General features: G+C 73.1%; 27 protein-coding genes. 13 read left to right on the top strand and 14 right to left on the bottom strand.

Features of this window, described 5'->3' with window-relative positions; genetic code table 11:
- Positions 1-126 precede the first annotated feature (126 nt).
- The 4 genes from ADL03_RS19170 to ADL03_RS19155 are packed head-to-tail and all read left to right on the top strand — an operon-like array spanning position 127 to position 3970.
- Positions 127-1263, top strand: coding sequence for a sensor histidine kinase (locus ADL03_RS19170; protein WP_053734858.1), 1137 nt, complete (start codon positions 127-129; stop codon positions 1261-1263).
- Entirely contained in the window at positions 1260-1916 is a 657-nt protein-coding gene (locus ADL03_RS19165; RefSeq protein ID WP_053734857.1) for a response regulator transcription factor, read from the top strand. The genes ADL03_RS19170 and ADL03_RS19165 overlap by 4 nt, the downstream gene beginning before the upstream one ends.
- Before the next feature lie 43 nt (positions 1917-1959).
- On the top strand, positions 1960-2718 hold the full coding sequence (locus ADL03_RS19160) for a maleylpyruvate isomerase family mycothiol-dependent enzyme (protein WP_053734856.1): 759 nt from the start codon (positions 1960-1962) through the stop codon (positions 2716-2718).
- A 34-nt stretch (positions 2719-2752) separates the two neighbouring features.
- On the top strand, positions 2753-3970 hold the full coding sequence (locus ADL03_RS19155) for an MFS transporter (protein ID WP_053734855.1): 1218 nt from the start codon (positions 2753-2755) through the stop codon (positions 3968-3970).
- Here the strand turns inward: ADL03_RS19155 and crtI are convergent.
- Positions 3952-5412 (bottom strand): phytoene desaturase family protein, encoded by a 1461-nt coding sequence (crtI, locus tag ADL03_RS19150; RefSeq protein ID WP_157528946.1) that lies wholly within the window; start codon positions 5410-5412, stop codon positions 3952-3954. The genes ADL03_RS19155 and crtI overlap by 19 nt on opposite strands.
- Before the next feature lie 10 nt (positions 5413-5422).
- On the bottom strand, positions 5423-6487 hold the full coding sequence (locus ADL03_RS19145) for a polyprenyl synthetase family protein (protein ID WP_053734854.1): 1065 nt from the start codon (positions 6485-6487) through the stop codon (positions 5423-5425).
- A gap of 120 nt (positions 6488-6607) precedes the next feature.
- On the opposite strand from ADL03_RS19145, the gene ADL03_RS19140 reads away from it, so the two are divergent.
- From ADL03_RS19140 to ADL03_RS19125, 4 genes are all read left to right on the top strand, one after another.
- Positions 6608-7534, top strand: a complete 927-nt coding sequence (locus tag ADL03_RS19140; protein WP_053734853.1) for a phytoene/squalene synthase family protein — start codon at positions 6608-6610, stop codon at positions 7532-7534.
- A 13-nt stretch (positions 7535-7547) separates the two neighbouring features.
- Positions 7548-8510, top strand: a complete 963-nt coding sequence (locus ADL03_RS19135) for a DUF5914 domain-containing protein (protein ID WP_053734852.1) — start codon at positions 7548-7550, stop codon at positions 8508-8510.
- 79 nt (positions 8511-8589) lie between these two features.
- Positions 8590-8877 (top strand): WhiB family transcriptional regulator, encoded by a 288-nt coding sequence (locus ADL03_RS19130; protein ID WP_053734851.1) that lies wholly within the window; start codon positions 8590-8592, stop codon positions 8875-8877.
- Positions 8874-9737, top strand: coding sequence for a MerR family transcriptional regulator (locus ADL03_RS19125; RefSeq protein ID WP_063798641.1), 864 nt, complete (start codon positions 8874-8876; stop codon positions 9735-9737). Before ADL03_RS19130 ends, ADL03_RS19125 begins: the two co-directional genes overlap by 4 nt.
- 18 nt (positions 9738-9755) lie before the next feature.
- On the opposite strand, the gene ADL03_RS19120 is transcribed toward ADL03_RS19125, so the two are convergent.
- From ADL03_RS19120 to ADL03_RS19090, 7 genes are all read right to left on the bottom strand, one after another.
- Positions 9756-11201: a cryptochrome/photolyase family protein gene (locus ADL03_RS19120; RefSeq protein ID WP_053734850.1), complete on the bottom strand. Its 1446-nt coding sequence runs from the start codon at positions 11199-11201 to the stop codon at positions 9756-9758.
- Entirely contained in the window at positions 11198-12409 is a 1212-nt protein-coding gene (locus ADL03_RS49660; RefSeq protein ID WP_231642011.1) for an NAD(P)/FAD-dependent oxidoreductase, read from the bottom strand. The genes ADL03_RS19120 and ADL03_RS49660 overlap by 4 nt, the downstream gene beginning before the upstream one ends.
- 148 nt (positions 12410-12557) lie before the next feature.
- A complete protein-coding gene (locus tag ADL03_RS19110) occupies positions 12558-14081 on the bottom strand; it encodes an FAD-dependent oxidoreductase (protein WP_197288454.1) in 1524 nt (507 codons plus the stop codon).
- A complete protein-coding gene (locus tag ADL03_RS19105) occupies positions 14078-14770 on the bottom strand; it encodes a class I SAM-dependent methyltransferase (RefSeq protein ID WP_053734848.1) in 693 nt (230 codons plus the stop codon). The genes ADL03_RS19110 and ADL03_RS19105 overlap by 4 nt, the downstream gene beginning before the upstream one ends.
- On the bottom strand, positions 14757-15074 hold the full coding sequence (locus ADL03_RS19100) for a lycopene cyclase domain-containing protein (RefSeq protein WP_053734847.1): 318 nt from the start codon (positions 15072-15074) through the stop codon (positions 14757-14759). Before ADL03_RS19100 ends, ADL03_RS19105 begins: the two co-directional genes overlap by 14 nt.
- On the bottom strand, positions 15067-15393 hold the full coding sequence (locus ADL03_RS19095; RefSeq protein WP_053734846.1) for a lycopene cyclase domain-containing protein: 327 nt from the start codon (positions 15391-15393) through the stop codon (positions 15067-15069). The genes ADL03_RS19100 and ADL03_RS19095 overlap by 8 nt, the downstream gene beginning before the upstream one ends.
- A 106-nt stretch (positions 15394-15499) precedes the next feature.
- Entirely contained in the window at positions 15500-16570 is a 1071-nt protein-coding gene (locus ADL03_RS19090; protein ID WP_053734845.1) for a glycosyltransferase, read from the bottom strand.
- Positions 16571-17001: 431 nt separating this feature from the next.
- Here ADL03_RS19090 and ADL03_RS19085 point away from each other — a divergent pair, with 431 nt between their 5' ends.
- Genes ADL03_RS19085 through ADL03_RS19075 form a run of 3 tightly spaced genes read left to right on the top strand, consistent with a single transcriptional unit; the run spans position 17002 to position 18757 of the window.
- On the top strand, positions 17002-17160 hold the full coding sequence (locus tag ADL03_RS19085; protein WP_053734844.1) for a CopG family transcriptional regulator: 159 nt from the start codon (positions 17002-17004) through the stop codon (positions 17158-17160).
- The gene (locus tag ADL03_RS47170; RefSeq protein ID WP_053734843.1) at positions 17157-17504 is read left to right on the top strand and encodes a VOC family protein; all 348 of its coding nucleotides are present in this window, start codon (positions 17157-17159) and stop codon (positions 17502-17504) included. Before ADL03_RS19085 ends, ADL03_RS47170 begins: the two co-directional genes overlap by 4 nt.
- Entirely contained in the window at positions 17501-18757 is a 1257-nt protein-coding gene (locus tag ADL03_RS19075; RefSeq protein ID WP_053734842.1) for an MFS transporter, read from the top strand. Before ADL03_RS47170 ends, ADL03_RS19075 begins: the two co-directional genes overlap by 4 nt.
- Here the strand turns inward: ADL03_RS19075 and ADL03_RS19070 are convergent.
- The 3 genes from ADL03_RS19070 to ADL03_RS19060 are packed head-to-tail and all read right to left on the bottom strand — an operon-like array spanning position 18746 to position 20332.
- On the bottom strand, positions 18746-19012 hold the full coding sequence (locus ADL03_RS19070; protein WP_053734841.1) for a DUF6510 family protein: 267 nt from the start codon (positions 19010-19012) through the stop codon (positions 18746-18748). The genes ADL03_RS19075 and ADL03_RS19070 overlap by 12 nt on opposite strands.
- A 13-nt stretch (positions 19013-19025) precedes the next feature.
- Positions 19026-19763: a ferredoxin reductase gene (locus ADL03_RS19065; protein WP_053734840.1), complete on the bottom strand. Its 738-nt coding sequence runs from the start codon at positions 19761-19763 to the stop codon at positions 19026-19028.
- The gene (locus ADL03_RS19060; protein ID WP_053734839.1) at positions 19733-20332 is read right to left on the bottom strand and encodes a sulfite oxidase-like oxidoreductase; all 600 of its coding nucleotides are present in this window, start codon (positions 20330-20332) and stop codon (positions 19733-19735) included. Before ADL03_RS19060 ends, ADL03_RS19065 begins: the two co-directional genes overlap by 31 nt.
- A gap of 102 nt (positions 20333-20434) precedes the next feature.
- Here ADL03_RS19060 and ADL03_RS19055 point away from each other — a divergent pair, with 102 nt between their 5' ends.
- Together ADL03_RS19055 and ADL03_RS19050 are read left to right on the top strand one after the other, a co-directional pair.
- Positions 20435-21892, top strand: coding sequence for an FAD-binding oxidoreductase (locus ADL03_RS19055; RefSeq protein WP_231642008.1), 1458 nt, complete (start codon positions 20435-20437; stop codon positions 21890-21892).
- A 21-nt stretch (positions 21893-21913) separates the two neighbouring features.
- Entirely contained in the window at positions 21914-22684 is a 771-nt protein-coding gene (locus tag ADL03_RS19050; RefSeq protein WP_053734837.1) for a crotonase/enoyl-CoA hydratase family protein, read from the top strand.
- On the opposite strand, the gene ADL03_RS19045 is transcribed toward ADL03_RS19050, so the two are convergent.
- Both ADL03_RS19045 and ADL03_RS19040 read right to left on the bottom strand, forming a co-directional pair.
- Entirely contained in the window at positions 22681-23796 is a 1116-nt protein-coding gene (locus tag ADL03_RS19045) for an acyl-CoA desaturase (protein WP_053734836.1), read from the bottom strand. The two genes, ADL03_RS19050 and ADL03_RS19045, sit on opposite strands and share 4 nt — an antisense overlap.
- 79 nt (positions 23797-23875) lie before the next feature.
- Positions 23876-24931: a ferredoxin reductase gene (locus tag ADL03_RS19040; protein WP_053734835.1), complete on the bottom strand. Its 1056-nt coding sequence runs from the start codon at positions 24929-24931 to the stop codon at positions 23876-23878.
- Between the last annotated feature and the right edge of the window lie 6 nt (positions 24932-24937).

Here is a 24937-nt window from a genome sequence, read left to right as displayed (position 1 = left end):
GGTAGCGATCATCGCGGGTCCGCCGCGTCACTGCCCGGTCGGAAACCGGGTCCCCCGCACGGGGGATTTCCGACCCCTGCGCAGCGGGAGGACCTCAGGGCCGTGATGCGGCAAGATCCCACGGCGATGGACGCGATCAAACTGCCCCTGAAGCACCAGTCACGGCTGGTCGCCGTCGTCTGCATGGTCGTCGACGCCGGGTTCGTGGTGTACGACGCCCGCACCACGGGGCAGATGGCCGTCGTGCTCGCGATGACCCTGGCGGTGGACGCCATGCTGGCCGGTCCCGCCCGGCTGTCCGGCTGGGTGGCGGCGGCCCAGGCCGCGGTACCGGTGATCATCCTGCTCACGCTGGGCAAGGGCATCGACCACAACGACGCCGGCATGCTGATCGCCGGGTACCGCGCGGGGGCGTGGCTGCGCGGCGCACCGGCGTGGGCGGCGCTCGGCGTGCTGTCGGTCAGCCTCGCTGGCTGTTCGCTGTTCGTGGGCCACGGCCCGGTGATCGCCGCGCTGGTGGCATCCAAGGCGGCGGTGCTGCCGTGGCTCGTCGGCCGCTACACCACGGCGCGGCGCGCGTACCTCGCCGAACTGGAGAAGCAGCGCGAGGTGGACAAGCTCGACGCGCAGGCGGCGGTGACGAAGGCGATCACCGAGGAACGCAGCGCGATCGCCCGCGACCTGCACGACGTGATCGTGCACCACGTGAGCGCGATCGGGATGCACGCGGGCGCGGCGCGGCTGGGCAACCCCGGCAGCAACCCGAAACTGGCGACCTCGCTGCTGTCGGTCGAGACGGCCAGCCGCGCGGCCATGGTGGACCTGCGGCACCTGCTCGACCTCCTGCACGGCGACCGGTCCGAGGGCGCCCGGCAACCGGGCCTCGACAACCTCGACGAGCTGCTCGACGGCGTGCGCGCGGCCGGGACACCGGCCCGGCTGCTGGTGTGCGGGCCGCGGCGGGACATCCCGGAGTCGTTGGACGTCACCGTCTACCGGATCATCCAGGAGATGCTGACCAACGCGCTGCGGCACGGTGACGCGTCCGGCGTGACGGTCACCCTGGAGTACGCGCCGGCCGCCCTCACGATCACGGCGGAGAACACCGCGGGCTCGGGCACCGGCCACTCCGGTTCGGTGCGCCGCGGCCTGGTCGGGATCCGCAACCGCGCGGGCATGTTCGCCGGCACCACCCGGTCCGGGCTGGAGCCGGACGGGCGGACCTGGCGCACCGTCGTCACGTTCCCACTGGAGGCGTCATGACCCTGTCGGTGCTGCTCGCCGACGACCACGCGATGCTGCGCTCGGGCATGCGCGCGATCTTCGAGACGCAGGCCGACCTGCTGTGCGTCGCGGAGGTGGCGGACGGCAGGGCCGCGGTGGCCGAGGTGGCGCGGTTGCGGCCGGACGTGGCCGTGCTCGACATCCGGATGCCCAAGCTCGACGGTCTCGGCGCGACCGAGCAGATCCTGTCCGACCCCGCGAACCGCACGAAGGTCCTGCTGCTCACGACCTACGACTCCGACGAGTACGTCTACCGCGCGCTCAACGCCGGTGCCAGCGGGTTCCTGCTGAAGTCGTTGCCGCCGGAGGAGCTGATCTCGGCGGTGCGGGTGGCGGCACGCGGTGACGCGCTGATCGACCCGTCGGTCACGCAACGGCTGATCGCGCGGTTCGCCGTGAGCCTCGCCCCTCCCCCGACGCCACCGGAGCTGGCCCTGCTGACCGCGCGGGAACGCGAGGTGCTGCAACTGGTCGCGGCGGCGCACAGCAACGCGGAGATCGCGGCCCGGCTGCACGTCGGGGACGAGACCGTGAAGACGCACGTGTCTCGGGTGCTGGCCAAGCTGGGCCTGCGGGACCGGGTGCACGCGGTGGCGTACGCGCACATCAACGGCCTGGTGCAGCGCCGGTGATATTCGCTGTCGGGCACCGGGTGCCCGGTGGTAGACAGCCGCGGTGCAGAACCTCCTGGCGTTCCCCGACCTGCTGCGGCTGATCGACGAACGCTCCACCGCCTTCCGCTCCGTGATTGCCGACGCGCCGAGCCTCGACGTGCGGGTGCCCAGCTGTCCCGAGTGGACGTTGCGGGACCTGGCGCACCACATCGGCGAGGGCCGCCGTTCCTGGGCGGCCACCGTCGCCGCCGGGCCGGGTGCCACCGCGAAGTCACCGGCGGACGGCGCCGCGCCGCAGGACCGCGCGGAGCTCGTCGGCTGGCTGGCCGGGTCGACCGCGGTGCTGCTGGACGCGCTGCGGGAGGCCGGGCCGGAGCGCGGGTGCTGGACGTGGTGGGGCGGCTCGCAGTCGCCGTCGAACTGCGGAGCCGTTGCGCGCCACCAGCTCCAGCAGCTCGCGGTGCACACCTACGACGCCCAGCTCGCCGTCGGCGAGCCGCTGCCGTTGCCGGGGGACGTGGCGCTCGACGGCGTCGAGGACTTCCAGTTCACCTGCTGCGCGACGACGAGCGCCTGGCCGCACGAGCCGGCCGTGGTCGACTACCACGCCACCGAGGGCCGGTCGTGGCGGCTGCGGCTCTCCGCCGCGGGTGCGCGGGTCAGCCGCGGCTGCGATGACGACGGCCCGGCCGACGTCTCCGCCACGGGAACGGCGAGTGACCTCGTGCTGATGTTCTACGGCCGCGTTCCGCTCGACGCGCTGGAGGTCGAGGGCGACCCGCGGATCATCGACCGGCTCGCGGCGTGGGAACCGGCCTGAACCACGGCCACACGCGAGAACGAGGACCGGGTCCGTGAGCGGAAAAACCGATCGTGACTGGTGGCTGCTGCTCGTCGCGCAGGCGATCAGCACCACCGGCACCCAGGTCACCGTCGTGCTCGTCCCGGCGGTCGCGATCCTGGCGTTCGGCTCCGGCATCGGCTCGGCGACGCTGCTGCTGGTCGCCGAGTTCCTCCCGGCGGCACTGCTCGGCCCGTTCGCCGGTGTGCTGATCGACCGACTCAAGCCGCGCTCCGTGCTCGTCGCGATGGACCTCGTCCGCGCCGTCGCGCCCGCCGCGGTCGCGCTGGTGATCACGTCCGGGGTGCGGGAGATCTGGGTGCTGTACCTGCTCGCCGCCACCCTCGGTGTCGCGGGCGCGGTGTTCGACACCGCCGCGGAGGCCGCGATCCCCGGGCTGGTCGCGGCCGATCGGCTCGACCGCGCGAACGCCACCCGGTCGGGGCTGCTGAACCTGGTGCGCGTCGCCGGGCCGGGGCTGGGCGGGCTCGTCATCGCGGTGGCCTCCGCCGAGGCCGCCCTGCTGACCACGGCGGCCACGTTCCTCGTCTCCGCCGCCGTCATCGCCGCGGCCACCTCAACTGCGCTGCGCACCCGGCGCGCGCACGGCGACCAGCCGTCCAGGGCCGGGCAGCTGCGGGACGGGGTGCGGTACCTGCGCGCCGACCTGGTGCTGCGCCGGGCGCTGCTGGGCACCGCGACCATGAACCTCGCCGGCAGCGGCATCGGCGCGTTGTTCTTCGTGTACTCCTACCAGGAGCTGCGGCTCGGGCCGGACGAGGTGGGGTTCACTATGTCCGCGTTCAGCCTCGGCGCCGTGCTGGGCGCGGCCGGGTCGGCGTGGGTGACGCGCAGGCTGACGGCGGGTCTGGCGTGTGCGCTGTGCGCGACCACGGCGGCGGCCGCGCTGTTCCTGATCCCGGCCGCGTCGCTCGGCCACGCGTTCGCGGTGCTGACCGGCTACCAGGTCGTCTTCGGCGCGGCCGCGACGGCGTGGGCGGTCATCCTGCTGTCCCTGCGGCAACGCCGGACCGCGCCGGAGCTGCTCGGGCGGGTCGGCTCGCTGGTGAACGCCGTCACCGTCGCGACGGTGCCGCTGGGCGCGGTGCTCGCCACCGCGCTCGCCGGGGTGGCCGGGCTCGTCCCGGCGCTGCTCGTGCTCGCCGTCCTCGCCGCGACCACCCCGGCGTTCTACTGGAGCCGGGGCTTCCGCTACGCCGACAGCCGCTGAGCCGCGAGCCGCCCGGAGATCAGCACCGGCGGGATGCCGACGCCGGGCGTGGTGCCGCTGCCCGCCAGCACCACGTTGCCGTCGCGGAACGGCAGGTTGCCCGGCCGGAACGGACCGGTCTGGGCGAACGTGTGGGCGGCGGAGAACGGCGTGCCCGCCGCCTGACCGGCACGGGCCCAGTCGTCCGGGGTCACCACGGCGAGCGGCTCCGCGTCCACGACGAGCTTGCGCGCGGTCATCTCGTCGACGAGCTGCTCGGCGTACCGCTGCGCCATCACGTCCCAGCGGAGCGGGGCGGCGTCGAGGTTCGGGCACGGCGCCAGCAGGTACTGCAGGTGCCTGCCCTCCGGCGCGAGGGCCGGGTCGGTGAGCGTCGGGGTCGTCAGCAGCAACGACGGGTCGCTCATCAGCTCACCCCGCCGGATGATCTGGTCGAACGTGTCGTCCCACCGGTCGCCGAACGAGATCGTGTGGTGTGCGAGGTCGTCGGCCACGCGCCGGGCGCTCAGGTGCACGACGACGGCTGAGGGCGACCAGCGCAGCGGCAGGAGCCGGCGTGGCTCGCCGCGCAGCAGCCGCGTGCTCTGGGCCGGGCCGGTCGCGAGCACCACGGCGTCGCAGGGGAACCGCGCGTCGGCCGTGCGCACCGCCGTGACGCGGTGTCCGGTGCGGTCGAGCTGGTCGACCTCGACGCCGTAGTGGAACTGCACACCGGCGCGTGCCGCCGCGTCGGCCAGTGACTGCGGCACCGCGCGCATGCCGCCGCGTGGGAACCACACCCCGGCAATGGTGTCCATGTAGGCGATGACGGCGTACGCGGCCAGGGCGTCCTTCGGCGCGACACCGGCGTAGAGCGCCTGGAACGTGAACACCCGGCGCAGCCGTTCGTCGTGCAGGAACCTCCCCACGGCCCGGTCCAGCGAACCGAAGCCACCCAGCCGGGTGAGCCGCACCAGGTCCGGTCCCACCAGGTCGAGCGGCGAGTCGAAGCTCGCGCCGATGAACCGGTCGCGCTCGACCTCGTACAGCTTCGTCAGCCACGCCCGCAGGTCGCGGTACCCCCGCGCCTCCCGATCGCCCGCGAAGTCGCGGACCGCCTGCTCCATCCGCTCGCCGTCGGTGTGCACGTCGAGCGCGGAACCGTCGGCGAACGTCGCTCGGTAGGCCGGGTGCAACGGCAGCAGTTCGAGGTGGTCGGCGCGCCGCTGGCCCACGGCGGCGAACGCGTCGTCGAGCAGCTCCGGCATGGTCAGCACGGTCGGCCCGGTGTCGATCCGGTGCCCGTCCACGTCGAGCCGGCCGGCGAGCCCGCCGGGGTGCGGCTCGCGTTCGAGCACCGTCACCTCGTGCCCCGCACCGCGCAGGTGCAGCGCTGCCGACAGCCCGGAGAGCCCCGCGCCGACCACGACCACCCGGTCGGTGCGGCCCTTCACCACGTTCACCACTACCCGGTCACGCCTTCCGCACGGTGGCCTGGCCGGCCAGCCTGATCAACTCGTGTGTCGCCGCCGGCTCGAGCGCGGCGCGCTCCAGCGCCTGCAGCGCGTTCGCCACCAGTATGTCGATGTGCTCCTCGACCGCGGCGACCGCGCCCAGCTCCACCAGCAGGTCGCACACCTGCTCCACGAGCCGGTCGGTCACCGGGCCGGTGAGGCTGCGCCGCAGCACGGCCGCCGACCCGTTGGTGGCGCGAGTGAGCGCGATCGCCATCAACGCCGTCCGCTTGCCCTCCCGCAGGTCCTCGCCGACCGGCTTGCCGGTCACGGAGGGGTCGCCGAACACGCCGATCAGGTCGTCGCGCAGCTGGAACGCCACCCCGACGTCGCGGCCGAACTCCCGCAGGCACGCCACCACGTCCTGGTCGGCACCCGTGATGGCCGCGCCGAGGTGCAACGGACGTTCCACGGTGTAGGCGGCGGTCTTGAGCGCCGCCACACGCAGCGCCTGCTCCAGCGACTCCTCCCGGCGCGCGACGCCCAGCAGGTCGAGGTGCTGACCGGCCATCATCTCGGTGCGCATCGCCTGCCACGGCACCCAGGCGCGTTGCAGGGCCGCCGGGGACAGCCCCGCGGTGACCATGGCGTCGTCCGCCCAGGCCAGCGCGAGGTCACCGACGAGCACCGCGGCCGAGTCGCCGTACTGGCGCGCGCTGCCCGCCCACCGCTCCCGGCGGTGGCGCAGGGCGAACAGCTCGTGCACCGACGGCCGGCCGCGCCGCATCGCGGACCGGTCCATCACGTCGTCGTGCACGAGCGCGCAGCACTGCAGCAGTTCCAGTGCGACCAGGGCGCGCAGCACGCCGTCCTGCTCACCGCCCCCGGCGGCACGCCAGCCCTCCCACGCGAACCTCGGGCGGATCCGCTTGCCCCCGGCCGACAGCAGCTCGCGCAGCTCGGCGGCGAGCTCCGGAACGACGTCGGGGCGGTCCGCGAGGAACTCCCGCAGCGCCACGTCGAACCGGGCGGCGAAGTCGTCCACCCTGGACACACGGGTGGCCACGCTGGTCAGCAGCGACATCGTCGCCCCTCTCGGCGGTCGTCCTGGTCAGGTGGGACCGAGCTAAACAGCGCTCGGGCCGGTTCGCATGATGAGTGCCGTCGTTGTGCACGGCGACACAGCCGGTCTTAGCGTGAGCGCATGTCCGCAGACCGGGAGCTCGACGCCGCCGGCATCACCGCACCAGCCCTGCGTGAGGCGTACCGGCGGTGCCGTGCGCTCAACGCCGAACACGGCCGCACCTACTACCTCGCAACCCGGTTGCTCAGTCCGGAGCAACGCCCCGCCGTCCACGCGCTGTACGGGTTCGCGCGCTGGGTCGACGACATCGTCGACGACCTCCACAGTGGACTCGACCAGAAGCGGGCCGCGCTCGCCGAGGCCGAGCGGAACCTCGCCGCCGCGTTGCACGACAACAGCTCCGCCGACCCGGTGATGTCGGCCCTGCTCGACACCGCACACCGCTACGAGATCCCGCACGTCCACTTCCGCGACTTCATGACGTCCATGCGCATGGACCTGACCACCACCGACTACCCGACGTTCGCCGATCTGAAGGTGTACGTGCACGGTTCCGCCGCCGTGATCGGGTTGCAGGTGCTGCCCGTGCTGGGCACCAGCGTGCCGCGCGAGGAGGCCGAGCCCGCCGCCGCCGCGCTCGGCATCGCGTTCCAGCTCACCAACTTCATCCGCGACGTCGGCGAGGACCTCGACCGCGGCCGCGTCTACCTGCCCGCGGACGAGCTCGCGGCGTTCGGCGTCGACCGCGAACGGCTGCTGCACGCGCGGAAGGTGGGCTGTGCCGACGAGCACGTGCGGGCCGCGCTGCGCGACCAGGTGCAGCGCGCGAAGAAGGTGTACACCGAGGCGTGGCCGGGTATCGCGATGCTCGCGCCGCGTTCACGACCGTGCGTCCTGACGGCGTACCGGCTCTACGGCCGCATCCTCGACCTCGTGGAGGAGGCCGGCTACGACGTGCTGTCACGCCGCGTCGCCGTGTCCAACGGCCGCCGGCTCGCCGTCGCCCTCCCGGCTCTGGCGAGGGCGGTGTTCGCCCGTGCGGCCTGACGAAGGGAAGTCCATGCGCGACCGCATTCCGCTGCGGATCTACTCCAGCCCGCCGTGGCGCGAGCAACGCCCCACGTGGCAGGACGCCAAACCGGCGTTGATCGAGGCGGCGCTCAAGCGCGCGACCGCCCGGCCGTCGGGCAACTGGTTCGTCGCGGGGGCGAGCCGGGACGTCGCGCGCGGGAAGGTGTGCGGGCGCACGATCGCCGGGCGGGAGGTCGTGCTGTGGCGCGGGCCGCACGACGTGCTGATGGCCGGTTCCGGGTCGTGCCCGCACCTGGGCGCGCCACTGTGCGACGGCGCCGTGGCCGAGGGCAGGCTGATCTGCCGCTGGCACGGGCTCGCGCTCGACGGCAAGCGGTTCGGCGCGTGGACGCCGTATCCCGCTCACGACGACGGCGTGCTGGTGTGGGTGCGGCTCGACGACGTCGGCGGTGAGGAACCGCTGCCCGCGCCGGTGCTGCCGCAGCGCCCGCCGGCCGGGGCGATCGACGCGGTGGCCACGCTGATCGGCCGGTGCGACCCGGAGGACGTGGTCGCGAACCGGCTCGACCCGTGGCACGGCGCGTGGTTCCACCCGTACTCGTTCGCGAACCTGCGGGTGCTGGAGACGCCGACCGAGGAGGACGACAGGTTCCTGGTCGAGGTCACCTTCCGGCTCGCGGGCCGGGTCGGCGTGCCGGTGGTGGCGGCGTTCACCTGCCCCGAACCGCGCACGGTCGTGATGCACATCGTCGAGGGTGAGGGCGAGGGCAGCGTGGTCGAGACGCACGCGACCCCGATCGGTGAGGGCCGCACCGCGGTCGTGGAGGCGACCATCGCGCACTCGGACCGCCGCGGGTTCGCGCTGGCCAAACCAGCCGCAGGAGCGTTGCGCCCGGTCATGCGCTGGGCGGCGGCCCGCTTGTGGCGCGACGACCTCGCCTACGCCGAGCGCCGGTACGCCCTGCGCCGCAGCGGCAGGTTCCCCGACTGAGCGACTCAAGTTGCACCGATTTTGAATCGATTTTAAGGTAGGTGGAGTCAGCACCCGTTCGAGCCCGCAGAGGTGCGCTATGCCTGAATTGTCGCGTTTGCCCAGGCCTGTCGCCGAATCCTGGGACTGGCAGCTGTCCGGCCTGTGCCGGGGCATGGACAGCGCGTACTTCTTCCACACCCCCAACGAACGCGGCGCCGCGCGTGACCAGCGCGAAGCCGCGGCGAAGGCGATCTGCCAGCGCTGCCCGGTGATGGAGAAGTGCCGTTCGCACGCGCTGGAGGTGCACGAGACGTTCGGCGTCTGGGGCGGGCTCGGGGAGAGCGAACTGAGGGCGATCCTCTCCGAGCGCGCGCGCCGTCGGTGACCTACGCACCGCGCGCTGTCGCCGCGATGCTCGGCGTCTCCCCTGTCACGTTGAGGACGTGGGACCAGCGCTACGGCCTGGGACCGTCGGGGCGCACCCAGGGCGGCCACCGCCGTTACGAGGACGCCGACGTCGAGGTGCTGCGCCGGATGGTCGCGCTGACCGGTCAGGGCGTCGCGCCCGCCGCCGCGGCCGAGCTGGCACAGCGCTCGGCGGCACCGCTGCTGCCCAGGCCGCACGCGGTTCTCGGCGACGACGTGGCAGAGGCGGCCCGGCGCGGGTTCATCACCGCCGCCAAACGCCTCGACCTGCCGCTGATGCTCGACGTCGCGGCCAAGCTGCTCACCGACCACGGCGTGGTGGCCGCGTGGGACCAGGTGTTCGCGCCGTGCCTGGTGGAGCTCGGGCACCTGGTGGCCCAGCGCGGCCGTGGCGTGGAGGTCGAGCACCTCGCGACCTCCAGCCTGCTGCACACCCTGCGCGGCGTGCCGCTGTCGCACAGCCCCGGCGTGCTCGCGGCGCTGCTCTCGTGCGCCCCCGAGGAGCAGCACGGCCTGGCGTTGGAGGCGCTCGGCGCCGCGCTGTCCGAGCAGGACGTGCTGTGGCGCAACCTCGGCCCGCGGGTGCCGGCCCGGGCGTTGTGCGACGCCGTGGCGCGGCTGCGTCCCGCCGTCGCGCTGGTGTGGGCGCACCGGGCCGACCTCGCCCTGCAGGTGCCGCTGGCGGAGCTCGCCGCGCAGTCGGGGGCGGTGATCGCGGTCGCCGGTCCCGGCTGGTCAGGGCTCTCGCTGCCGCCGTCCGTGCGGACTCCGCGCTCGCTCACCGAGGCCGTCCACCTCGTGCTGTCCCAGGTCCGCTGACCCCGCGACCGCCCGCGATCAGAACAGGTCGCGGGTGCGTTCCTGGGCACGCACCTCGTCCAGGTCCGCCAGCCGCCGCAGGCCCTGGACGGCCCGCAGCATGCGGTGGTTGCCGCGCACCCGCTGCTCGTGCCGGGCGAGCCACGCCCAGTAGCCCGCGGTGAACGGGCACGCCCGCGGTCCCGTGCGCCGCTTCGGGTCGAACCAGCAGCCGCGGCAGTGATCGGTCATCCGGTTGATGTACGCGCCACCGCTGAGGTACGGCTTGGTCGCGATGCCACCGCCGTCCGCGTGCTGGCTCATGCCGATGACGTTGACCGGCATCACCCACGGGAAGCCGTCGACGAACGACGTGACGAACCAGTCGTTGAGCGCTGCCGGGTCATAGCCCCGTTGCAGCGCATGGTTGCCCAGCACCATCAACCGCTGGATGTGGTGCACCCAGCCGTGGTCGCGCACGCCCTCCAACGCGGTGCGCAGGCACGCCGCGCGCACCTCGGCCGGTCGCAGCTCGGCCCACCACCGCGGCAGCGGTTCGGTGGCGTGGAACTCGTTGTTGCGGCGGTAGTCCGGGCCCAGGTGCCAGTACAGGTGCCACACGTACTCGCGCCAGCCGAGCACCTGGCGGATGAAGCCCTCGGCGCTGGCCAGCGGCACGTCACCGGAGCGGTGGGCGTCCTCGACGGCGTGGACGACCTCCAGCGGGTGCAGCAGCCCGTGGTTGAGCGGCACGGACAGCAACGAGTGCGCCATCGTCCAGTCGTGGGTCAGCACCGCGTCCTCGTGCGGGCCGAAGTGCGGCAGCCGGTCGCGCACGAACACCTCCAGCGCCACGACCGCTTCGGCCCGCGTGATGGCGAACCGGCGCGGGCCGTCCCCGCCGACGGTGGGCAGGTCCATCGCGTCGAGGTCGGCACGCACCCGTGCGTCGATGTCGTCCTCTTCCGGCCACCACGGTTCCGGCACGCCCAGCCGGGCGCGTTTCGGTGGCGGCTCGCGGTTCTCCGCGTCGAGGTTCCACCTCCCGCCGGCCGGCTCGGCGCCGTCCATCAGCACGTCGAACCGCACGCGCTGGTGGCGGTAGAAGTCCTCCATCAGAAACCGCTCGCGATCGCCCGCCCACGCGGTGAACTCCTCGCGGCCCAATGCGAACGCGGGCGTCGGCCGCACCTCCACACCCAGCTCGCGCAGCATGCGCTCCGCGGCGGTGGAGCCCGGCCGGTAGGCGACGAGCGGGCGGCCGAGGTCGCGGATCGCCTCGCCGTAGGTGTTCGCGCGCACGAGCGTGACCCGGCCGGGCAGCTCGGCGGCGAGGTGCCGCAGGCCGGACAGCACCAGGTGCAGCTTCTGCCGGTGGTAGGGCCTGCGCCGCAACGCCGCCGCCGACTCGACGAGCACGATCTCGTCGTGGCCCGCGTGGAAGTGCGGGCCGAGCTGGTCGCCGAACAGCAGCAGTGCGGTCACCCGGCACCGCGCAGGTCGGTGAGCACGGCGTGGGCGGCCCTGCGTCCCGAGTGCAGCGCGCCCTGGATCGAGCTGGTGTCGCGGTGATCACCGCACACGTACCTGCGTTCACCCGCGCGCACAGGCTGCCGCAGGCGGTGCGGTGAGTTCATCGCCGGTAGCGCCTGCGGGATCTCGTAGCGCCGCAGCACCTCCCAGCGGCTGGTGTCCGTGCCGTACAAACGGTTCAGGTGTGCGCGTACGTCCTGTTCGGACGCTTCGCCCAGCACGGTGGCCTGCACCAGCGGCGCACGTGGCGAGTACGGCCGGGACACCTCCGACATCACCGCGGTGTTCACGACCGGCCCGCCGTTCGCGTCGACGACCAGGCAGCCGTCGCGCAACGGTGACCGCGGCGGGCCGAAGTACCAGGTGGTCACGCCGTTCCAGCGCGGCTCGGCCAGCCCCGGCAGCAACCGGGCCGCCGTCGTGCCGTCCGTCGCCACCACGACCGCGTCCGCGGCGACCCGGCCGCCTTCTTCGAGGTCGACCCCGTCGTGGTGCACGGCCCGCACCGCGGTCTCCAGCTGCACGGTCCCCGCAGGCAACCGCTCCGCCAGCGCCCTGGGCAGCTCGCCCATGCCGAGTGCGGGCACCGCCGCTCCCCCACGCGCGAAACTGCGCCACACCAGGTGGAAGAACCGCGACGACGTCCGCAGCTCGCGTTCCAGGAACACCCCGGACAGGAACGGCCGGAACACCGCCTCCACCGCGCGGTCGGTGACCCCGAGGGCACGCAGCTCGTCGCGGGTCGTGCGGTCCTGGGCGGTGAGCAACGGCCGCACCGGCCCGAAGGCGTCCTGCGCCGAGAACCGGGCCAGCGCCGCGAGGTCGCGGGCGCCCAGCACGTGCTGGCGCAGCGCCCCGTCCCACGCCGAGGGCCCGCTGCGCGGGTCGGCGAGCAGGTCGTGCCGCCCGTCGTCGTGCACGAACACGCCGGGCCGCAGGTGGCGCAGGGGGAACGGGCCGAGGTCGAGCCGTTCCAGCTCGGGGTAGGCGGGCAGCATGATCTGGAAGCCCCGGTCGAACCGGACGCCGTCCACGACGTCCGTGCGCACCCGGCCGCCGACCTCGTCGCCCGCCTCCAGCACGCTGACCTCGTGGCCGGCGGCGGTGAGCTCCAGCGCCGCGCTCAGCCCGGCGAGACCCGCTCCGACCACGACGATCACGACGACCTCCAGCGGGAATCCCGGGCCGGCGCCGTCACGACGGCCCCCGAGGCGAAGCGTCGGCCGACGCGATCACGACGACCTCCGGCGGAGAACTCGGGTCGGCGCCGTCACGACGACCACCCGGGGGAAGCGGCGGCCGACGCGGTCACAACGTCCTCCAGCGCCGTGCCGCACCGCGCAACAGCGGCACCCGGCCCTCCCGCGGCACGGTCCACAGCTCCGTCCCCGCGATCCCCCACCGGCTCAGCAGCCGGTTGGCCGCGGCGAACCCCGTCGTGGCCGCGCGTTCCATCAGCGCCACCGGCAGGTCGATGCGCACCAGGTCACCCGCGACGACCAGGAAGTCGTCCGGCGTCCGCACACCCGGCCTGCGCGCGTACCCGCCCGCGGGGAACAACGGGCAGTCCTCGCGCAGCTCGTGCCGTTCGTCGACCACCCCGGCCCGCTTGGTCTCCGGGTAGACCTCGGTGAGCTGCTGCCACAGCCGCGCCCGCGCGTCCGCCTCGTCCACGTCGGAGGGCAGCGCGTAGCCGTGCAGCTCGACCACGGACCCGCCGGTGCGTGCCGCCCACGCCCGCGCCTCGTGCTCGTAGTGGTCGAGCACGCTGATGTTGTCGAGCAGGTCGTGCCCGCCGGTGCCCAGGAAACCCGGCCGGTCGGCGTCGACCGGCCGGTCCAGCCAGTAGCGCGACACCAGGAACCGCGGCGCCGTCCGCAGCTCGCCGACCCGCTGCCGCCAGCCGGCGTCGCCGAGGGTGGGCGAGGCGCCGACGACCGCGCGCAGGCCGGGCACGTCCGCGGCGAGCACCACGGCGTCCGCCTCGATCGCGCCGTCGCCGATCATGACCGAGAACCGTCGGTGCTCGCCGGGCCGCACGGCGCGGACCTCGACGCCGGTGCACAGCGTCGCCCCCAGCGAGGCGAGGTGGCGGCCGAGCGGTTCCCACAGGCCGTGCGGGAACGGGTCGGCGGCCACGTCGAACAGCAGGCCCTCGCTGGAACCCAGGAAGTAGATGTGGAACATCACCGCGAGCTCCGCGGCCGACATCTGACCGGGATGCGCGAAGAAGCTGCGGGAGAACACCTCGAACGCCAGCGCGTGCGCGGCCTTCGGGAAGCGGATGCGCTCCAGGTAGGTCGCGGCGTCGATGCCGTCGAGCTCCTCGTACACCCGCGGCACCGACACGTCGAGCAGCGACAACGCCGCCCGCGCGTTGACGTCCGGCAGGTCGCGCCACCGGAACGTGGGGCTGCTGCGCAGGAACGACAGCGCGTTCCACGGCACGGCCGTGGGCAGCCCGGCGAAGGAGTCGCGGTGGCCGGAGGCGTGCTGCAGCGGGTAGTCCGGCAACGGCGTGAGCGCGCGACCTGCCGGGTCGGCCCGCTTGAGCAACGCGCGCAGGTTGTAGTACTGCCGGAAGAACGCGTGGAAGCCGCGGGTCATGGTGGCCTCGCTGCCGTCGGCGAGGCGGGTGCTCCAGCCTCCGACGCGGCCACCGAGGTACTTCTCCCGTTCGCACACCACGACCCGTGCGCCGCGTTCGGCGAGCAGCGTCGCCGCCGCCAGGCCCGCGATGCCACCGCCGACCACCGCCACCACCGGCGCGTCGCCGTCGAACTGCGCGCGCCCGGCCGGTGCCGGGATGCGCACCGCCCTGCGATCCCTCACCGCTGCTCCCCTTCCGGCGCGCAGGCGAGGAAGGTGTGCACGACACCGAGCTGCAGGCCCGGTAGCGGCGCACTGCGCACGCCGACGAAACCGTTGCGCCGCAACCGGTCCCGCAACGCGGACGCGCCGTCGAAGTCGACCACGCTGCGCCACAGGTAGGTGTAGAGCGACCGGTCGCCGGTGGACAGCCAGCCCGCCGGGACGATCACGCCGCACAGCGCCGTCCACACCGCGCGGCTCACCGGCGAGTCGCGCACCGAGTACTCGTGCAGCACCAGCCGTCCGCCGGGCTTGACGAGCTTCCTGATGTGCCGCAACGAGGTGTCCGGGTCGGGCAGGTTGCGCAGCAGGTAGGCCGCGAACACCGCGTCGAACGGGCCCTCGTCGACGTCCTCCGCGCGGCTGTGCACGAACCGCACGCCGCTGGGCCAGCGCTTCTCCCGTGCCCGCGCGAGCATGCCCGCCGACGCGTCCACGGCGACGACCTCGATGCCCGGTGCGGCCGCGAGCAGTGCCGCGGTGGACGCGCCCGTGCCGCAGCCCAGGTCGAGCACGCGCATGCCCGGCCGCAGCCGCAGCGCGCGGGCGGACCGGCGCAGCGCCTGGTGATAGCCGGGGTTCAGCCCGACCAGCAGGTCGTACCCGCGGGCCGCCCGGTCGAACTGTCCCGGCACCTCAAGCTTGTTCACGTGCCTGCCTCCCCCGTTCCCACATCATCAGCACCGCGGTCACCATCGCGAAGCCGTACAGGAAGTCCTCCACCGGGATGTCCCACGGCACCCGCACCCCGCTGATCGCCCAGTCCGCGTACAGCACCACCGGGGCGTCCAGCTTGGTCAGCCACCCGTCCACCGGGATCTGGAACGCGAGCACGATCACCATCGTCACCCAGTACGCGGGCCGGGTGAACAGCCCCGTCCGCAGCACGCACAGCTCCAGCAGGACCACGAACACCGCCGCCGCGACGGCGGCGAGCAGGTACTCCTCAACCATCGGGCAACCACCGGCCCGCCCGTCCCCGCACCGCCTCGTAGGTCAGCACCGCGCAGATCGGGATGACCACGAAGAAGAGCACCTCCTCGATCGGCAGCACACCGCCGAGCTCCACCCCGGTGGTCGACTCGGGGTGGAAGGTCCAGTGCCCGCGCAGGATCGCGACGACATCCCAGGCCGCGAGCACGAGCAGCACCGGCGCGACCGCACGCGCCAACTGCGGCCAGCGCCGGTACACACCGCGTCCCATCCACTCCAGCGGCAGGGTGATGAGCAGGCACACACCCAGCACCGCGAGGTACTCGTACTGGCTTCGCATTCCTCCGCCTCCCTGGTCCGAACCGTATGGGCCGGATGCCAGGTCTGCACGACGGGCGGCACAACCGGCGGCCCGGGGTGTCAGCACTCCCGGGCCGCGCTGCCGATCAGCTCATGGCGCTGTCGCGGGTGGTCAGCGGTCGCGGTGCGCGGATCTTCCTGGTCGGGGTCGCGGGCTCCAGGACGTGCCGGTAGAGCCGCTCGACGCTCCGGCCGACGTCCGGCCACGTGTGCCGGGCCTGGACGCGGTCGACACCGGCGATCTCGCAGGTGTTGCGGAACGTCTCGTCGTCCAGCACCGCGCGGAGCCGCCTGACCAGCTGCTTGAGGTCACGCGGCGGCACCAGCACGCCGGTCACCCCGTCGATGACGGCGTCGGTGAGGCCGCCGACAGCGGTGGCCACCACGGGCACGCCGCAGGCCATCGCCTCCAACGCCAGCGCGTCCCAGGTCGCCTGCGGTGGCACGCACGCCACCACGTCCGCCGAACGCAACAACGCCGGCAGTTCCGCGCGGGGGACCACGCCCAGCAGGCGCACCCGCTCGTCCACGCCGAACCTGCGCGCGCACCGGGTGATCCGGTCCGCCTCTCCCGAGCCCGGCGTGCCGGCGATCACCAGCTCGACCTCGCCCAGTCGTGGCAGCGCCGCCACGAGGTCGACCAACCCGTTGTCCACCATGGGATCGGCCACGGTGACGATCCGCCGCAGCCCGGTCCGCTGCGCGGTGTCGCCGCGCGGCTGGAACAGCTCGACGTCGACACCGCGGGCCGCGAGCGCGATCCGCGACCGCGGCACCCCGGCGGCCGCCAGCTCCAGCAGCTCGTGCTCGCAGGTGGCGACCACCAGTGCGGCCTGCTTGCCCACCAGCCGTTCGACGCCGGTCCGCTGCCCCGCTCCGGTGCCGAGGCCGTGGAACGACTGGATCACCGGCACGCCCGAGGGCTGGGCCGCCAGCACGGCCGCCAGTCCCGGCCGCCAGGAGTGCCCGTGCACCAAGTCGGGCCGCGCGCGAGCCCACTCGGTGCGCAGGGAGTCGACGAACTGCCCCAGCTGCTGCCCCGGGAGGTCGGCCGGTGGGTGGTGCACCGCCACCTCGTGTCCCAGCGCCGACAGCGCCGCGGACAGACCTTCGACGTGCGCGGCACGCCAGCCGGGAGCATCCTGGGCAGCCAACATCGCAATCCTCATGACTCGCTGTCATCCCCTTCAACGGAATTCGACCGCGCGTGAAGGGCTGCTGCTGAACCCGAATCGAACGTAGCTCACTCCCGGGATAGCCGCACAACGAGAGAAATAGTCCTTTCGAGCGCTCCGAATCGGTTCTGGATCGACACGGCCGATCGTCCCGAAGCCGTGGATCGAACAACGATGCTGGTCACAGCGTTGCGGTTGAAGAAGGCGCTGGTCGCGGCACACAGCTCCCTTGCGCATGCCGCCGAACTGCCGCGATGAGCACTTCCACTCTGCGGAAATCGGGTTTTCCGGCCACCCGCGTGTGTGTCAGCACGCCGAGAGCCGATGAGACCTGGAATTCACCCGGCCGGGCGGGAAGACCTCACCGAATCACGCTCTGGTTCCATCAGGGCTAGATTGCTAGCATAGTAGCCATGGCCGGAGAGAAGCAGCAGTTCAACGTCTACCTCCCCGCCGCGCTGGTCAGACGGGTCAAGCACGCCTCGGTGGACGCCGAGGTGTCGCTGTCGGCGTTCGTGGAGCAGGCGCTGGAGAGCTACCTGCGGGAGCTGGACGGGGGAGAACGGCGATGAGGGTCGTGCCGATCCGCTACACCGCGGACGTCGCCGCGGCGAGGCGGTTCTACCTGGCACTGGGGCTGGCGGACGGCCCGCGGTCGCGGCCGGGTGCGTGGGCCGAGCTGCCGGCCGAGTCCGGGATGGTCGCGCTGCACACCGCCACCGACCGGGCGGCCGGCACGTGCGAGCTCGCGTTCGAGACCGGCGAGCCGCTGGAGGAGGTGGCGCGGCGGCTGCGGGACGCGGGGTTCGCGCCGGGTCCGGTGCTGGACGAGAACCACGGGCGGTCGCTGCGGGTGCGGGACCCGGACGGCGTGTGGGTGCAGGTCAACGAGCTGGATCGAGAGCTGTACACGTGACGCGGCAACGGACTTCCGCGCTGACGCTGGCCATCGGCATCGTCGCGCTGGAGTTCGCGGCCGCGGTGGCCACGTTCGTCTCCTCCACGCTGCTGCCGGCGATCGTGCGCGACCTCGACGCGCGGACCTCGGTCGAGCTGCTGGTGTCGGGGGCGACGCTGGGGCTGTTCGTGGCGCTTCCGCTGGCCACGCGCGTCCTGGCCGCCGCCGGTGCGCGTGGCACCCTCGCCATCGGCATGGCCGCCTACCTCGCGGGCACGGTCACGGCCGCGGTGGCGCCCACGGCGTGGGTGTTCGCGGCCGGGCAGCTGACGGCCGGCTGCGCGAGCGGGTTGCTGGCGGTGTTCGGCATCAGCGCGGCGATCCGGCACCTCGACGACCAGTGGCGGGTGCGGGTGATCGCGGCCTCGTCGGCGATGTGGATCCTGCCCGCGCTCGTCGGGCCGGCGGCGACGCTGGCGCTGGAACACCTGGTCGGGTGGCGGTGGACGCTGCTGGTGCCGGTGCCCGTGGTGTTCGCGGGACGGGTGCTGGTCCTGCGGGCGGCGAGCGGGCCGGTCGAACCCGGCGCGGAACGGCCGTTGTGGCGCACGTTGCTCGTGCCGCTGGGCGTGAGCGGTGTGGTGCTGGGCGGTTGGTGGCCCATCAGGGTGTTGGGTGTTGTGGTCGCGTGCGTCGGGGTCGCGTCGATCATGCCCGCGGGCACGTTGCGCGCACGCCGGGGCGCACCGGCGGCGTTGGCGGCGATGACGTTGTTCGCGGCCGGCTACTTCGGCGCGGACAGCCTGGTCACGGTGCTGCTGACCGACGGCTACGGCGCCAGCATGGCGCAGGCCGCGGTCGTGCTGAGCGCGGCACCGCTGGCGTGGGCGGTGACGAGCCTGGCGGTGCCCCGGCTGCGGCGCATGGGGAAGGAGCCGCCGCCCGCGGCCGGCCTGGTGCTGACGGCGGGCGGTGTGGCCGTGCTCGCGCTGGGTGCGACCGGCTTCCCCGCCGCGCTGGTGGCGTGGACGCTCGGCGGCATCGGGGTCGGCCTGGCCTACCCGAGCCTGTACCTGCGGTGCACGACCGGTGCCGCGTCCGGCGCGACCGAGCTCGCCGCGGCGGTCATCACGGCCGAGGCGTTCGGCGGGCTGCTCGGGCGCGCCGTCGGTGGCGCGATCGTGTCGGCGGGCCAGCTGGGGCTCGCCTACGGGGTGTTCGCGGTGTTCCTGGGGCTCGCGACCGCCGTCGCGCACCGGTCACGGGGCTAGCGGGATCTCCAGGCTCACCGTGCCGCGCAGGTCGAGCCACGCGCGGTCCGGTCCGCGCACCAGCCGCAGCACGACCTCCTCGCAGTGCGGGCAGCGCGCCACGATGCCCGGCGCGTTCCGGTAGACCCGCAAGGTCGCCACGGAACCCCGGTACCCGCAGCCGGCGCACCGGCCGGTCGCCGTGGTCAGGTCCACGGCGAAGATCTCCCGCAGGCCGCCCGCGAGCGCGTTGCCGTCGACGTGGTCGTCGCTCATCGGTGGTCTCCTGTCAGCCGAAGCGTTCGGTGCGCACACGTCGAGGGTCGTGGCCCAGCGCCACCAGGATGTCGGCCACCGTCTCGACGAAACCGGTGGGGCCGCACACGAAGCAGTTCGGCGTGAAGTCCGGTGGCCAGCCGTGCGTGTTCACCGTGGCCACGCCGAGCCGGCCGGGTGCGGGCGCGCCCTCAGGCGCTTGCCGCGTGTACACCAGGTGCACGTCGAGGCCGGCGTCCTCACGGGCGCGTCGCCGCAGCTCGTCCGCGAAGTACACGTCCTCGGGCGTGCGCACCGAGTACACCAGCCGGAACGGCACGCGGCTGCCCTGCTCGGCACGCGTGCGGACCATGGCCATCAACGGCGCGATGCCCGACCCGCCCGCCACCAGCAACACCGGTGCCGGATCCGCCGCACGCCAGACGAACCAGCCGCCCACCGGGCCGCGCAGCTCGACCCGGTCGCCGGGGCTGAGCACGTCGCACAGGTACGGCGAGACCTCGCCGCCGTCCACCCGTTGCACGGCCAGCTCCACCCGGTCGCCGTCGGGTGCGGAGGCGATGGAGTAGCTGCGCTGCACCGAGTACCCGTCCTCGGCGGTCAGCCGCACGTCGACGTGCTGGCCGGGCAGGTGGCCGGGCCAGCCGGGCACGTCGAACACCAGGCTGCGCGCGCTTGCGGTGAGCCGGCGGTTCTCGGCCAGCTCGGCCACCCGCCAGGTCAGTCGCCCTGATACCGCTGCTCGCGCCATGGATCTCCGTAGTCGTGGTACCCGGCGGTTTCCCAGAAGCCGGGTTCGTCCTCGATCAGCAGCTGGATGCCGCGCACCCACTTCGCCGATTTCCAGAAGTACAGGTGAGGCACCAGCAGCCGCGCCGGACCGCCGTGCTCGGGCGTGATCTCGTCGTCGTCATAGCGGTAGGCGATCCACGCCTGCCCGTCGAGCAGGTCCTCCAGCGGCAGGTTCGTCGTGTAGCCGCCGTAGGACCGCACCAGCGCGTAGTCCGCCGCCGTCTCCACGTCCTCCAGCAGCACGTCGAGGGAGACGCCCTTCCACCGCGTGCCCAGCTTGGACCACTTGGTGACGCAGTGGATGTCGGTGGTGATCTTCTCCGCCGGCAGCTCGATCAGCTGCTGCCACGACCAGACGTGCTTGTGCCCGACCTCGGTGCTGATCGTGAGCTCCCACCGGTCGGTCGGCACCCGCGGGGTGGGACCCGCCGTGAGGACCGGGAAGTCCTCCGTCAGGTACTGCCCTGGCGGGAGCTGCACGTCGGAGGACCGGCGCCGCCCGGAGAAGCCAGGAGAGACGATTGCCATGCGGTAAGTAGACGACACCCGCGCCCCCGACGCCACGGGTGATCACGAGATGCCGCCATGATCACGTCGTGCCAGGATGATCGGGCTGGAAGGACGGTGACCGTGGACCGACGCAGGTTTCTCCAAGTCGCTGGGCTCGCGGGTGCGGGGGCCGTGCTCTCCGCCTGCACCGGATCGGCGCCCCCCGGCCCGGTCCCCTCCGCCTCGGCTCCCCCGTCGGCCCCTCCGTCCAGTTCGTCCGTTCCGAGTGGACCGCCGGACTGGGCCGCGCTGCGGTCGCGGCTGTCGGGGCAGCTGCTGCTCCCCGACCAGGACGGCTTCGCCTACCAGGGTTTCAACCCGGTGTGGAACCAACGCACCCCGGCCGCCGTGGCCCGGTGCGCCTCGGTCGACGACGTGCGGGTGTGCGTGGAGGCGGCCCGGCTGCGGGTGCCGATCGCGGCGCGCGGCGGTGGCCACAGCTACGCCGGCTACTCCACGCCGGAGAACGGCCTGCAGGTCGACCTGCGTGAGCTGGCCGCCGTCGAGGTGCTGCCGGGCGACCAGGTCCGCGTCGGCGCCGGGGCCCAGCTCGGCGAGGTGGCACGCGTGCTCGCCGGGTCCGGCCGCTGCCTGCCCACCGGGACGTGCCCGACCGTGGGCGTCGCGGGGCTCACGCTCGGCGGCGGCATCGGCGTGCTGGCCCGCAAGTACGGCCTGACCTGCGACCACCTGGTCTCGGCGACCGCGGTCACGGCGGACGGCCGGGTGGTCACCGCCTCCGCCGAGCGGGAACCCGACCTGTTCTGGGCGCTGCGCGGTGGTGGCGGCGGGAACTTCGCGATCGTGACGGAGTTCGTGTTCGCCACGGTGCCCGCGCCCCAGGTGACCGTGTTCTCGTTGCAGTACGGCGCCGGTGCCACGGCCGACGTGCTCGGCGAGTGGCAGCGCTGGATCGCTCAGGCGCCCAAGGAGCTGTGGGCCAACGTCGTCGTGCGCGGCGGCCCGCAGCCGACCTGCCGGGTCGGCGGCTGCTTCGTCGGGTCCACCGGTGGGCTGACGTCACTGCTGGCCGCGCTGCCCGCCCCCGCCTCGCGGTTCGTCCAGGCGCAGAGCTACACCGAGGCCACCCGGTACTTCGCGGGCAACGGCATCCAGCACGAGTCGTTCGTCGCGTCGTCGCGGATCGTGCGCGAGCCGATCGGCGACCCGGCGCGGGCGGTCGAGCTGATGAACGGCCAGTCCGACGAGTCGTACCTGATCTTCGACGGGCTCGGCGGCGCGGTGGCCGACGTGGCGCCGTCGGCCACCGCGTTCCCCCACCGCACGGCACTGGCCTGCGCCCAGATCTACTTCAAGACGCCACCGGAGGCCGCCACCGAGGCCGGCCAGGCGATGGGACGGGTGCGCGACGGGATCGGCGCGTTGGTCGGGGACACCGGGTACGTGAACTACATCGACCCGCAGCTGCCACGATGGGCGGAGGCGTACTACGGCGGCAACCTGGGGCGGTTGCGGGAGGTCGCCGGGAAGTACGACCCGGACCGGGTGTTCGCGTTCGCCCAGTCGATCCCGCGCTGAGGGCTGTGCCGAGGAGGACCGGTGGACGACGTTCGGGTCGAGCGCTCCGGCACCACGACGATCATCTGGCTGAACCGCCCCGACCGGCGCAACGCCGTCGACGGCCCGATGGCCGCCCGGCTGCGCGAGGCGTTCCTGGCGTTCGAGGCGGACCCCGCACAACGGGTGGCGGTGCTGGCCGGTGCGGGAGGGACGTTCTGCGCGGGCGCGGACCTGACGTCCGTGGGCGACCCGGTCCGCCGCAACGAGCTCGACCCCGAGGGCGGCGGTGGCGGCCCGATGGGACCGACCCGGTTGCAGCTGGGCAAGCCGTTGATCGCCGCCGTCAGCGGGCACGCGGTCGCGGGCGGGCTGGAGCTGGCGTTGCTCGCCGACCTGCGGGTGGTGGAGAGCGACGCGGTGTTCGGGGTGTTCTGCCGGCGGTGGGGCGTGCCGCTGATCGACGGCGGCACGGTCCGGCTGCCCAGGGTCGTGGGGCTGGGCAGGGCACTGGACCTGATCCTCACCGGACGGCCGGTCGCCGCCGACGAGGCGCTCGCGATCGGGCTGGCCAACCGGGTCGTCGCGCCGGGCCAGGCGGTCACCGCGGCCGTGGAGCTGGCGGAGCAGATCGCCGGGTTCCCGTTCGAGTGCGTGCTCGCGGACCGGGCGGCCACCTACGCGGGGCTGGACCTGCCGCTGGCGGACGCGCTGCGCGCCGAGGGTGCGGCCGGTGTGCCGGTCGTGGCGGCCGAAGGCGCGTCCGGCGCCGCTCGGTTCGCGAGCGGCGCCGGACGGCACGGGGAGTTCTAGGCGGCGACCAGTTCCTTCTCGCGCTGCGGGGCCTGCTTGACCTTCTTGTTCGGCAGCGAGAGCCGGAAGACCTTGTGCCACGCGGAGAAGACCTGCTTGGGCAGCGGTCCGGAGACGTAGTCCAGGCCGTACTTCTCGAACAGCGCGCGCACCTTGACCGCGACCTCGGCGTACCGGTTGCTCGGCAGGTCGGGGAACAGGTGGTGCTCGATCTGGTGCGACAGGTTGCCGGTCATGATGTGCATGGCCTTGCTGCCGCTGATGTTCGCCGAGCCCATCATCTGGCGCAGGTACCACTGGCCGCGCGTCTCGCCCCTGATCGAGCGGCGCTCGAAGACCTGCACGCCCTCGGGGAAGTGACCGCACATGATCACCGAGTGCGACCACAGGTTGCGGACCAGGTTCGCGGTGAACGTCGCGGCCAGCGTCGTGAGGAACGACGGGCCCGACAGCAGCGGGTGGATCACGTAGTCCTTGAGCACCTGCTTGCGGATCTTGCGGCCGACCGCCTTGGCGCGGGCGCGGAACTCGGGGTTCTTGCGGCGGCGCTTGTGCAGGTTCTTGCCCAGTTCGAGGTCGTAGGCGGCGATGCCGTATTCGAAGAAGCAGGCGTTGATGAAGTTCCACAGCGGCTGGCCCAGGTGCATCGGGTGCCACTTCTGGTCCTCGTCCACGCGCATGATGCCGTAGCCGAGGTCGTTGTCCTTGCCGATGACGTTCGTGTACGTGTGGTGCAGCTCGTTGTGCGAGTGCTTCCACTGCTCGGCCGGCGAGACGTGGTCCCACTCCCAGGTCGTGGAGTGGATCTTCGGGTCGCGCATCCAGTCCCACTGCCCGTGCAGGACGTTGTGACCGATCTCCATGTTCTCCAGGATCTTGGCCACGGACAGACCGGCGGTGCCGATGAGCCACGCGGGCGGGAAGATCGAGAACAGCAGGATGCCGCGGCTGGTCAGCTCCAGCCTGCGCTGCACCGAGATGACCTTGCGGATGTACGCCGCGTCCTTCTCACCTCGGCTCGCGATCACCTCGTCGCGGATGGCGTCGAGCTCGCGGCCGAGCTCCTCGATCTGCTCGTCGGTCAGGTGGGCGGTGGGGTCGATGGCGGTCATGGAGCTCGCTTTCCGGGGGGTTCAGCGGCTGGGGGGAGGAGCCGCTTCGCGGGTGGTGAAGGTCTGGTGGTGGTGCGGATCAGCGTTCGACGTCACAGGGACCCGCGGCAGCGGACACGCAGGTCTGGATGAGGACACCCGGCTCGGCCTCGGTGATCTCGCCGGTGCGCAGGTCGCGGACCGCGCCCGCCTTGAGCGGCGTGACGCAGCCGAAGCAGATGCCCATGCGGCAGCCCGACGGCATCAGCACGCCGGCGCTCTCGCCGACGTCCAGCAGCGGCGTGGCACCGTCGGCCTCGACGGTCTTGCCGGTGGTGCTGAACGTGACCTCGCCGCCGTCGCCGGCCACGACCACGCTCGGGCGGAAGCGTTCGGTGTGCAGGCGCTCGGCGATGCCGTGGCTGCTCCAGTGCTCCTCGGCGGCGTCGAGCAGGCCGGCCGGGCCGCAGGCCCAGGTCTCGCGCTCGGCCCAGTCGGGAACGAGGTCCTCGATCCGGGAGATGTCCAGCATGCCGTCGGTGTCGGTGTGCAGTTCGAGCAGCCGCAGCGCCTTGTCGGCGACGAGGTCGTGCAGGTCGTTGCGGAAGATCACGTCCTGCTCGCGCGGTGCCGAGTGGATCATGACCACGTCGTCGAACCGGGTGTCGCGCAGCATGCCCATGGCGGGGGTGATGCCGCTGCCGGCGGTGAGGTAGAGGACCTTGGCCGGCTTGGTCTGCGGCAGCACGAAGTCGCCGGTGGCCTGGTCGAGGTGGATCACGGTGCCCGGCCGCACCCTGCGGACCAGGTGGTTGCTCACCTTGCCGCCGGGGATGGCCTTCACGGTGATCGTGATGCGGCCGTCGGCCCGGTTCGTCGGCGAGGTGACCGAGTAGGCGCGCCAGAGGCGCACGCCGTCGACGTCGACGCCGACGCGGATGTACTGGCCGGCCACGTGGCCGCGCCAGCCCCTTCCCGGCCTGATGACGATGGTGGCGGCGTCGTCGGTCTCGCGGTGGACCGCCTCGATGCGGCCCCGCAGGTCGGCGCCCGCGCGCAGCGGGCTCACCAGGTCGAGGTAGTCGGACGGCAGCAGCGGCGTCGTGACCAGCTCAAGCAGTTTCCACGCCCTGCTGCGTAGGGCGGTACTCGTCATGACTCC

Origin of the sequence: Nocardia sp. NRRL S-836 (assembly GCF_001279525.1) — a bacterium.
Lineage (GTDB): Bacteria > Actinomycetota > Actinomycetes > Mycobacteriales > Pseudonocardiaceae > Lentzea.
The sequence above is the reverse complement of the archived record's forward strand: the minus strand, read 5'-3'. Positions and strand labels throughout refer to the sequence as shown.

Bases quoted from the DNA above. Each gene is read 5' to 3' on its own strand.
- ADL03_RS19060 (WP_053734839.1), bottom strand. From the start codon at position 20,332: ATGGCAATCGTCTCTCCTGGCTTCTCCGGGCGGCGCCGGTCCTCCGAC.
- ADL03_RS19145 (WP_053734854.1), bottom strand. From the start codon at position 6,487: ATGTCGCTGCTGACCAGCGTGGCCACCCGTGTGTCCAGGGTGGACGAC.
- ADL03_RS19085 (WP_053734844.1), top strand. From the start codon at position 17,002: ATGGCCGGAGAGAAGCAGCAGTTCAACGTCTACCTCCCCGCCGCGCTG.
- ADL03_RS19040 (WP_053734835.1), bottom strand. From the start codon at position 24,931: ATGACGAGTACCGCCCTACGCAGCAGGGCGTGGAAACTGCTTGAGCTG.
- ADL03_RS19140 (WP_053734853.1), top strand. From the start codon at position 6,608: ATGTCCGCAGACCGGGAGCTCGACGCCGCCGGCATCACCGCACCAGCC.
- ADL03_RS19095 (WP_053734846.1), bottom strand. From the start codon at position 15,393: ATGCGAAGCCAGTACGAGTACCTCGCGGTGCTGGGTGTGTGCCTGCTC.
- ADL03_RS19135 (WP_053734852.1), top strand. From the start codon at position 7,548: ATGCGCGACCGCATTCCGCTGCGGATCTACTCCAGCCCGCCGTGGCGC.
- ADL03_RS19090 (WP_053734845.1), bottom strand. From the start codon at position 16,570: ATGTTGGCTGCCCAGGATGCTCCCGGCTGGCGTGCCGCGCACGTCGAA.
- ADL03_RS19170 (WP_053734858.1), top strand. From the start codon at position 127: ATGGACGCGATCAAACTGCCCCTGAAGCACCAGTCACGGCTGGTCGCC.
- ADL03_RS19165 (WP_053734857.1), top strand. From the start codon at position 1,260: ATGACCCTGTCGGTGCTGCTCGCCGACGACCACGCGATGCTGCGCTCG.
- ADL03_RS19100 (WP_053734847.1), bottom strand. From the start codon at position 15,074: ATGGTTGAGGAGTACCTGCTCGCCGCCGTCGCGGCGGCGGTGTTCGTG.
- ADL03_RS19070 (WP_053734841.1), bottom strand. From the start codon at position 19,012: ATGAGCGACGACCACGTCGACGGCAACGCGCTCGCGGGCGGCCTGCGG.
- ADL03_RS19130 (WP_053734851.1), top strand. From the start codon at position 8,590: ATGCCTGAATTGTCGCGTTTGCCCAGGCCTGTCGCCGAATCCTGGGAC.
- ADL03_RS47170 (WP_053734843.1), top strand. From the start codon at position 17,157: ATGAGGGTCGTGCCGATCCGCTACACCGCGGACGTCGCCGCGGCGAGG.
- ADL03_RS19065 (WP_053734840.1), bottom strand. From the start codon at position 19,763: ATGGCGCGAGCAGCGGTATCAGGGCGACTGACCTGGCGGGTGGCCGAG.
- ADL03_RS19045 (WP_053734836.1), bottom strand. From the start codon at position 23,796: ATGACCGCCATCGACCCCACCGCCCACCTGACCGACGAGCAGATCGAG.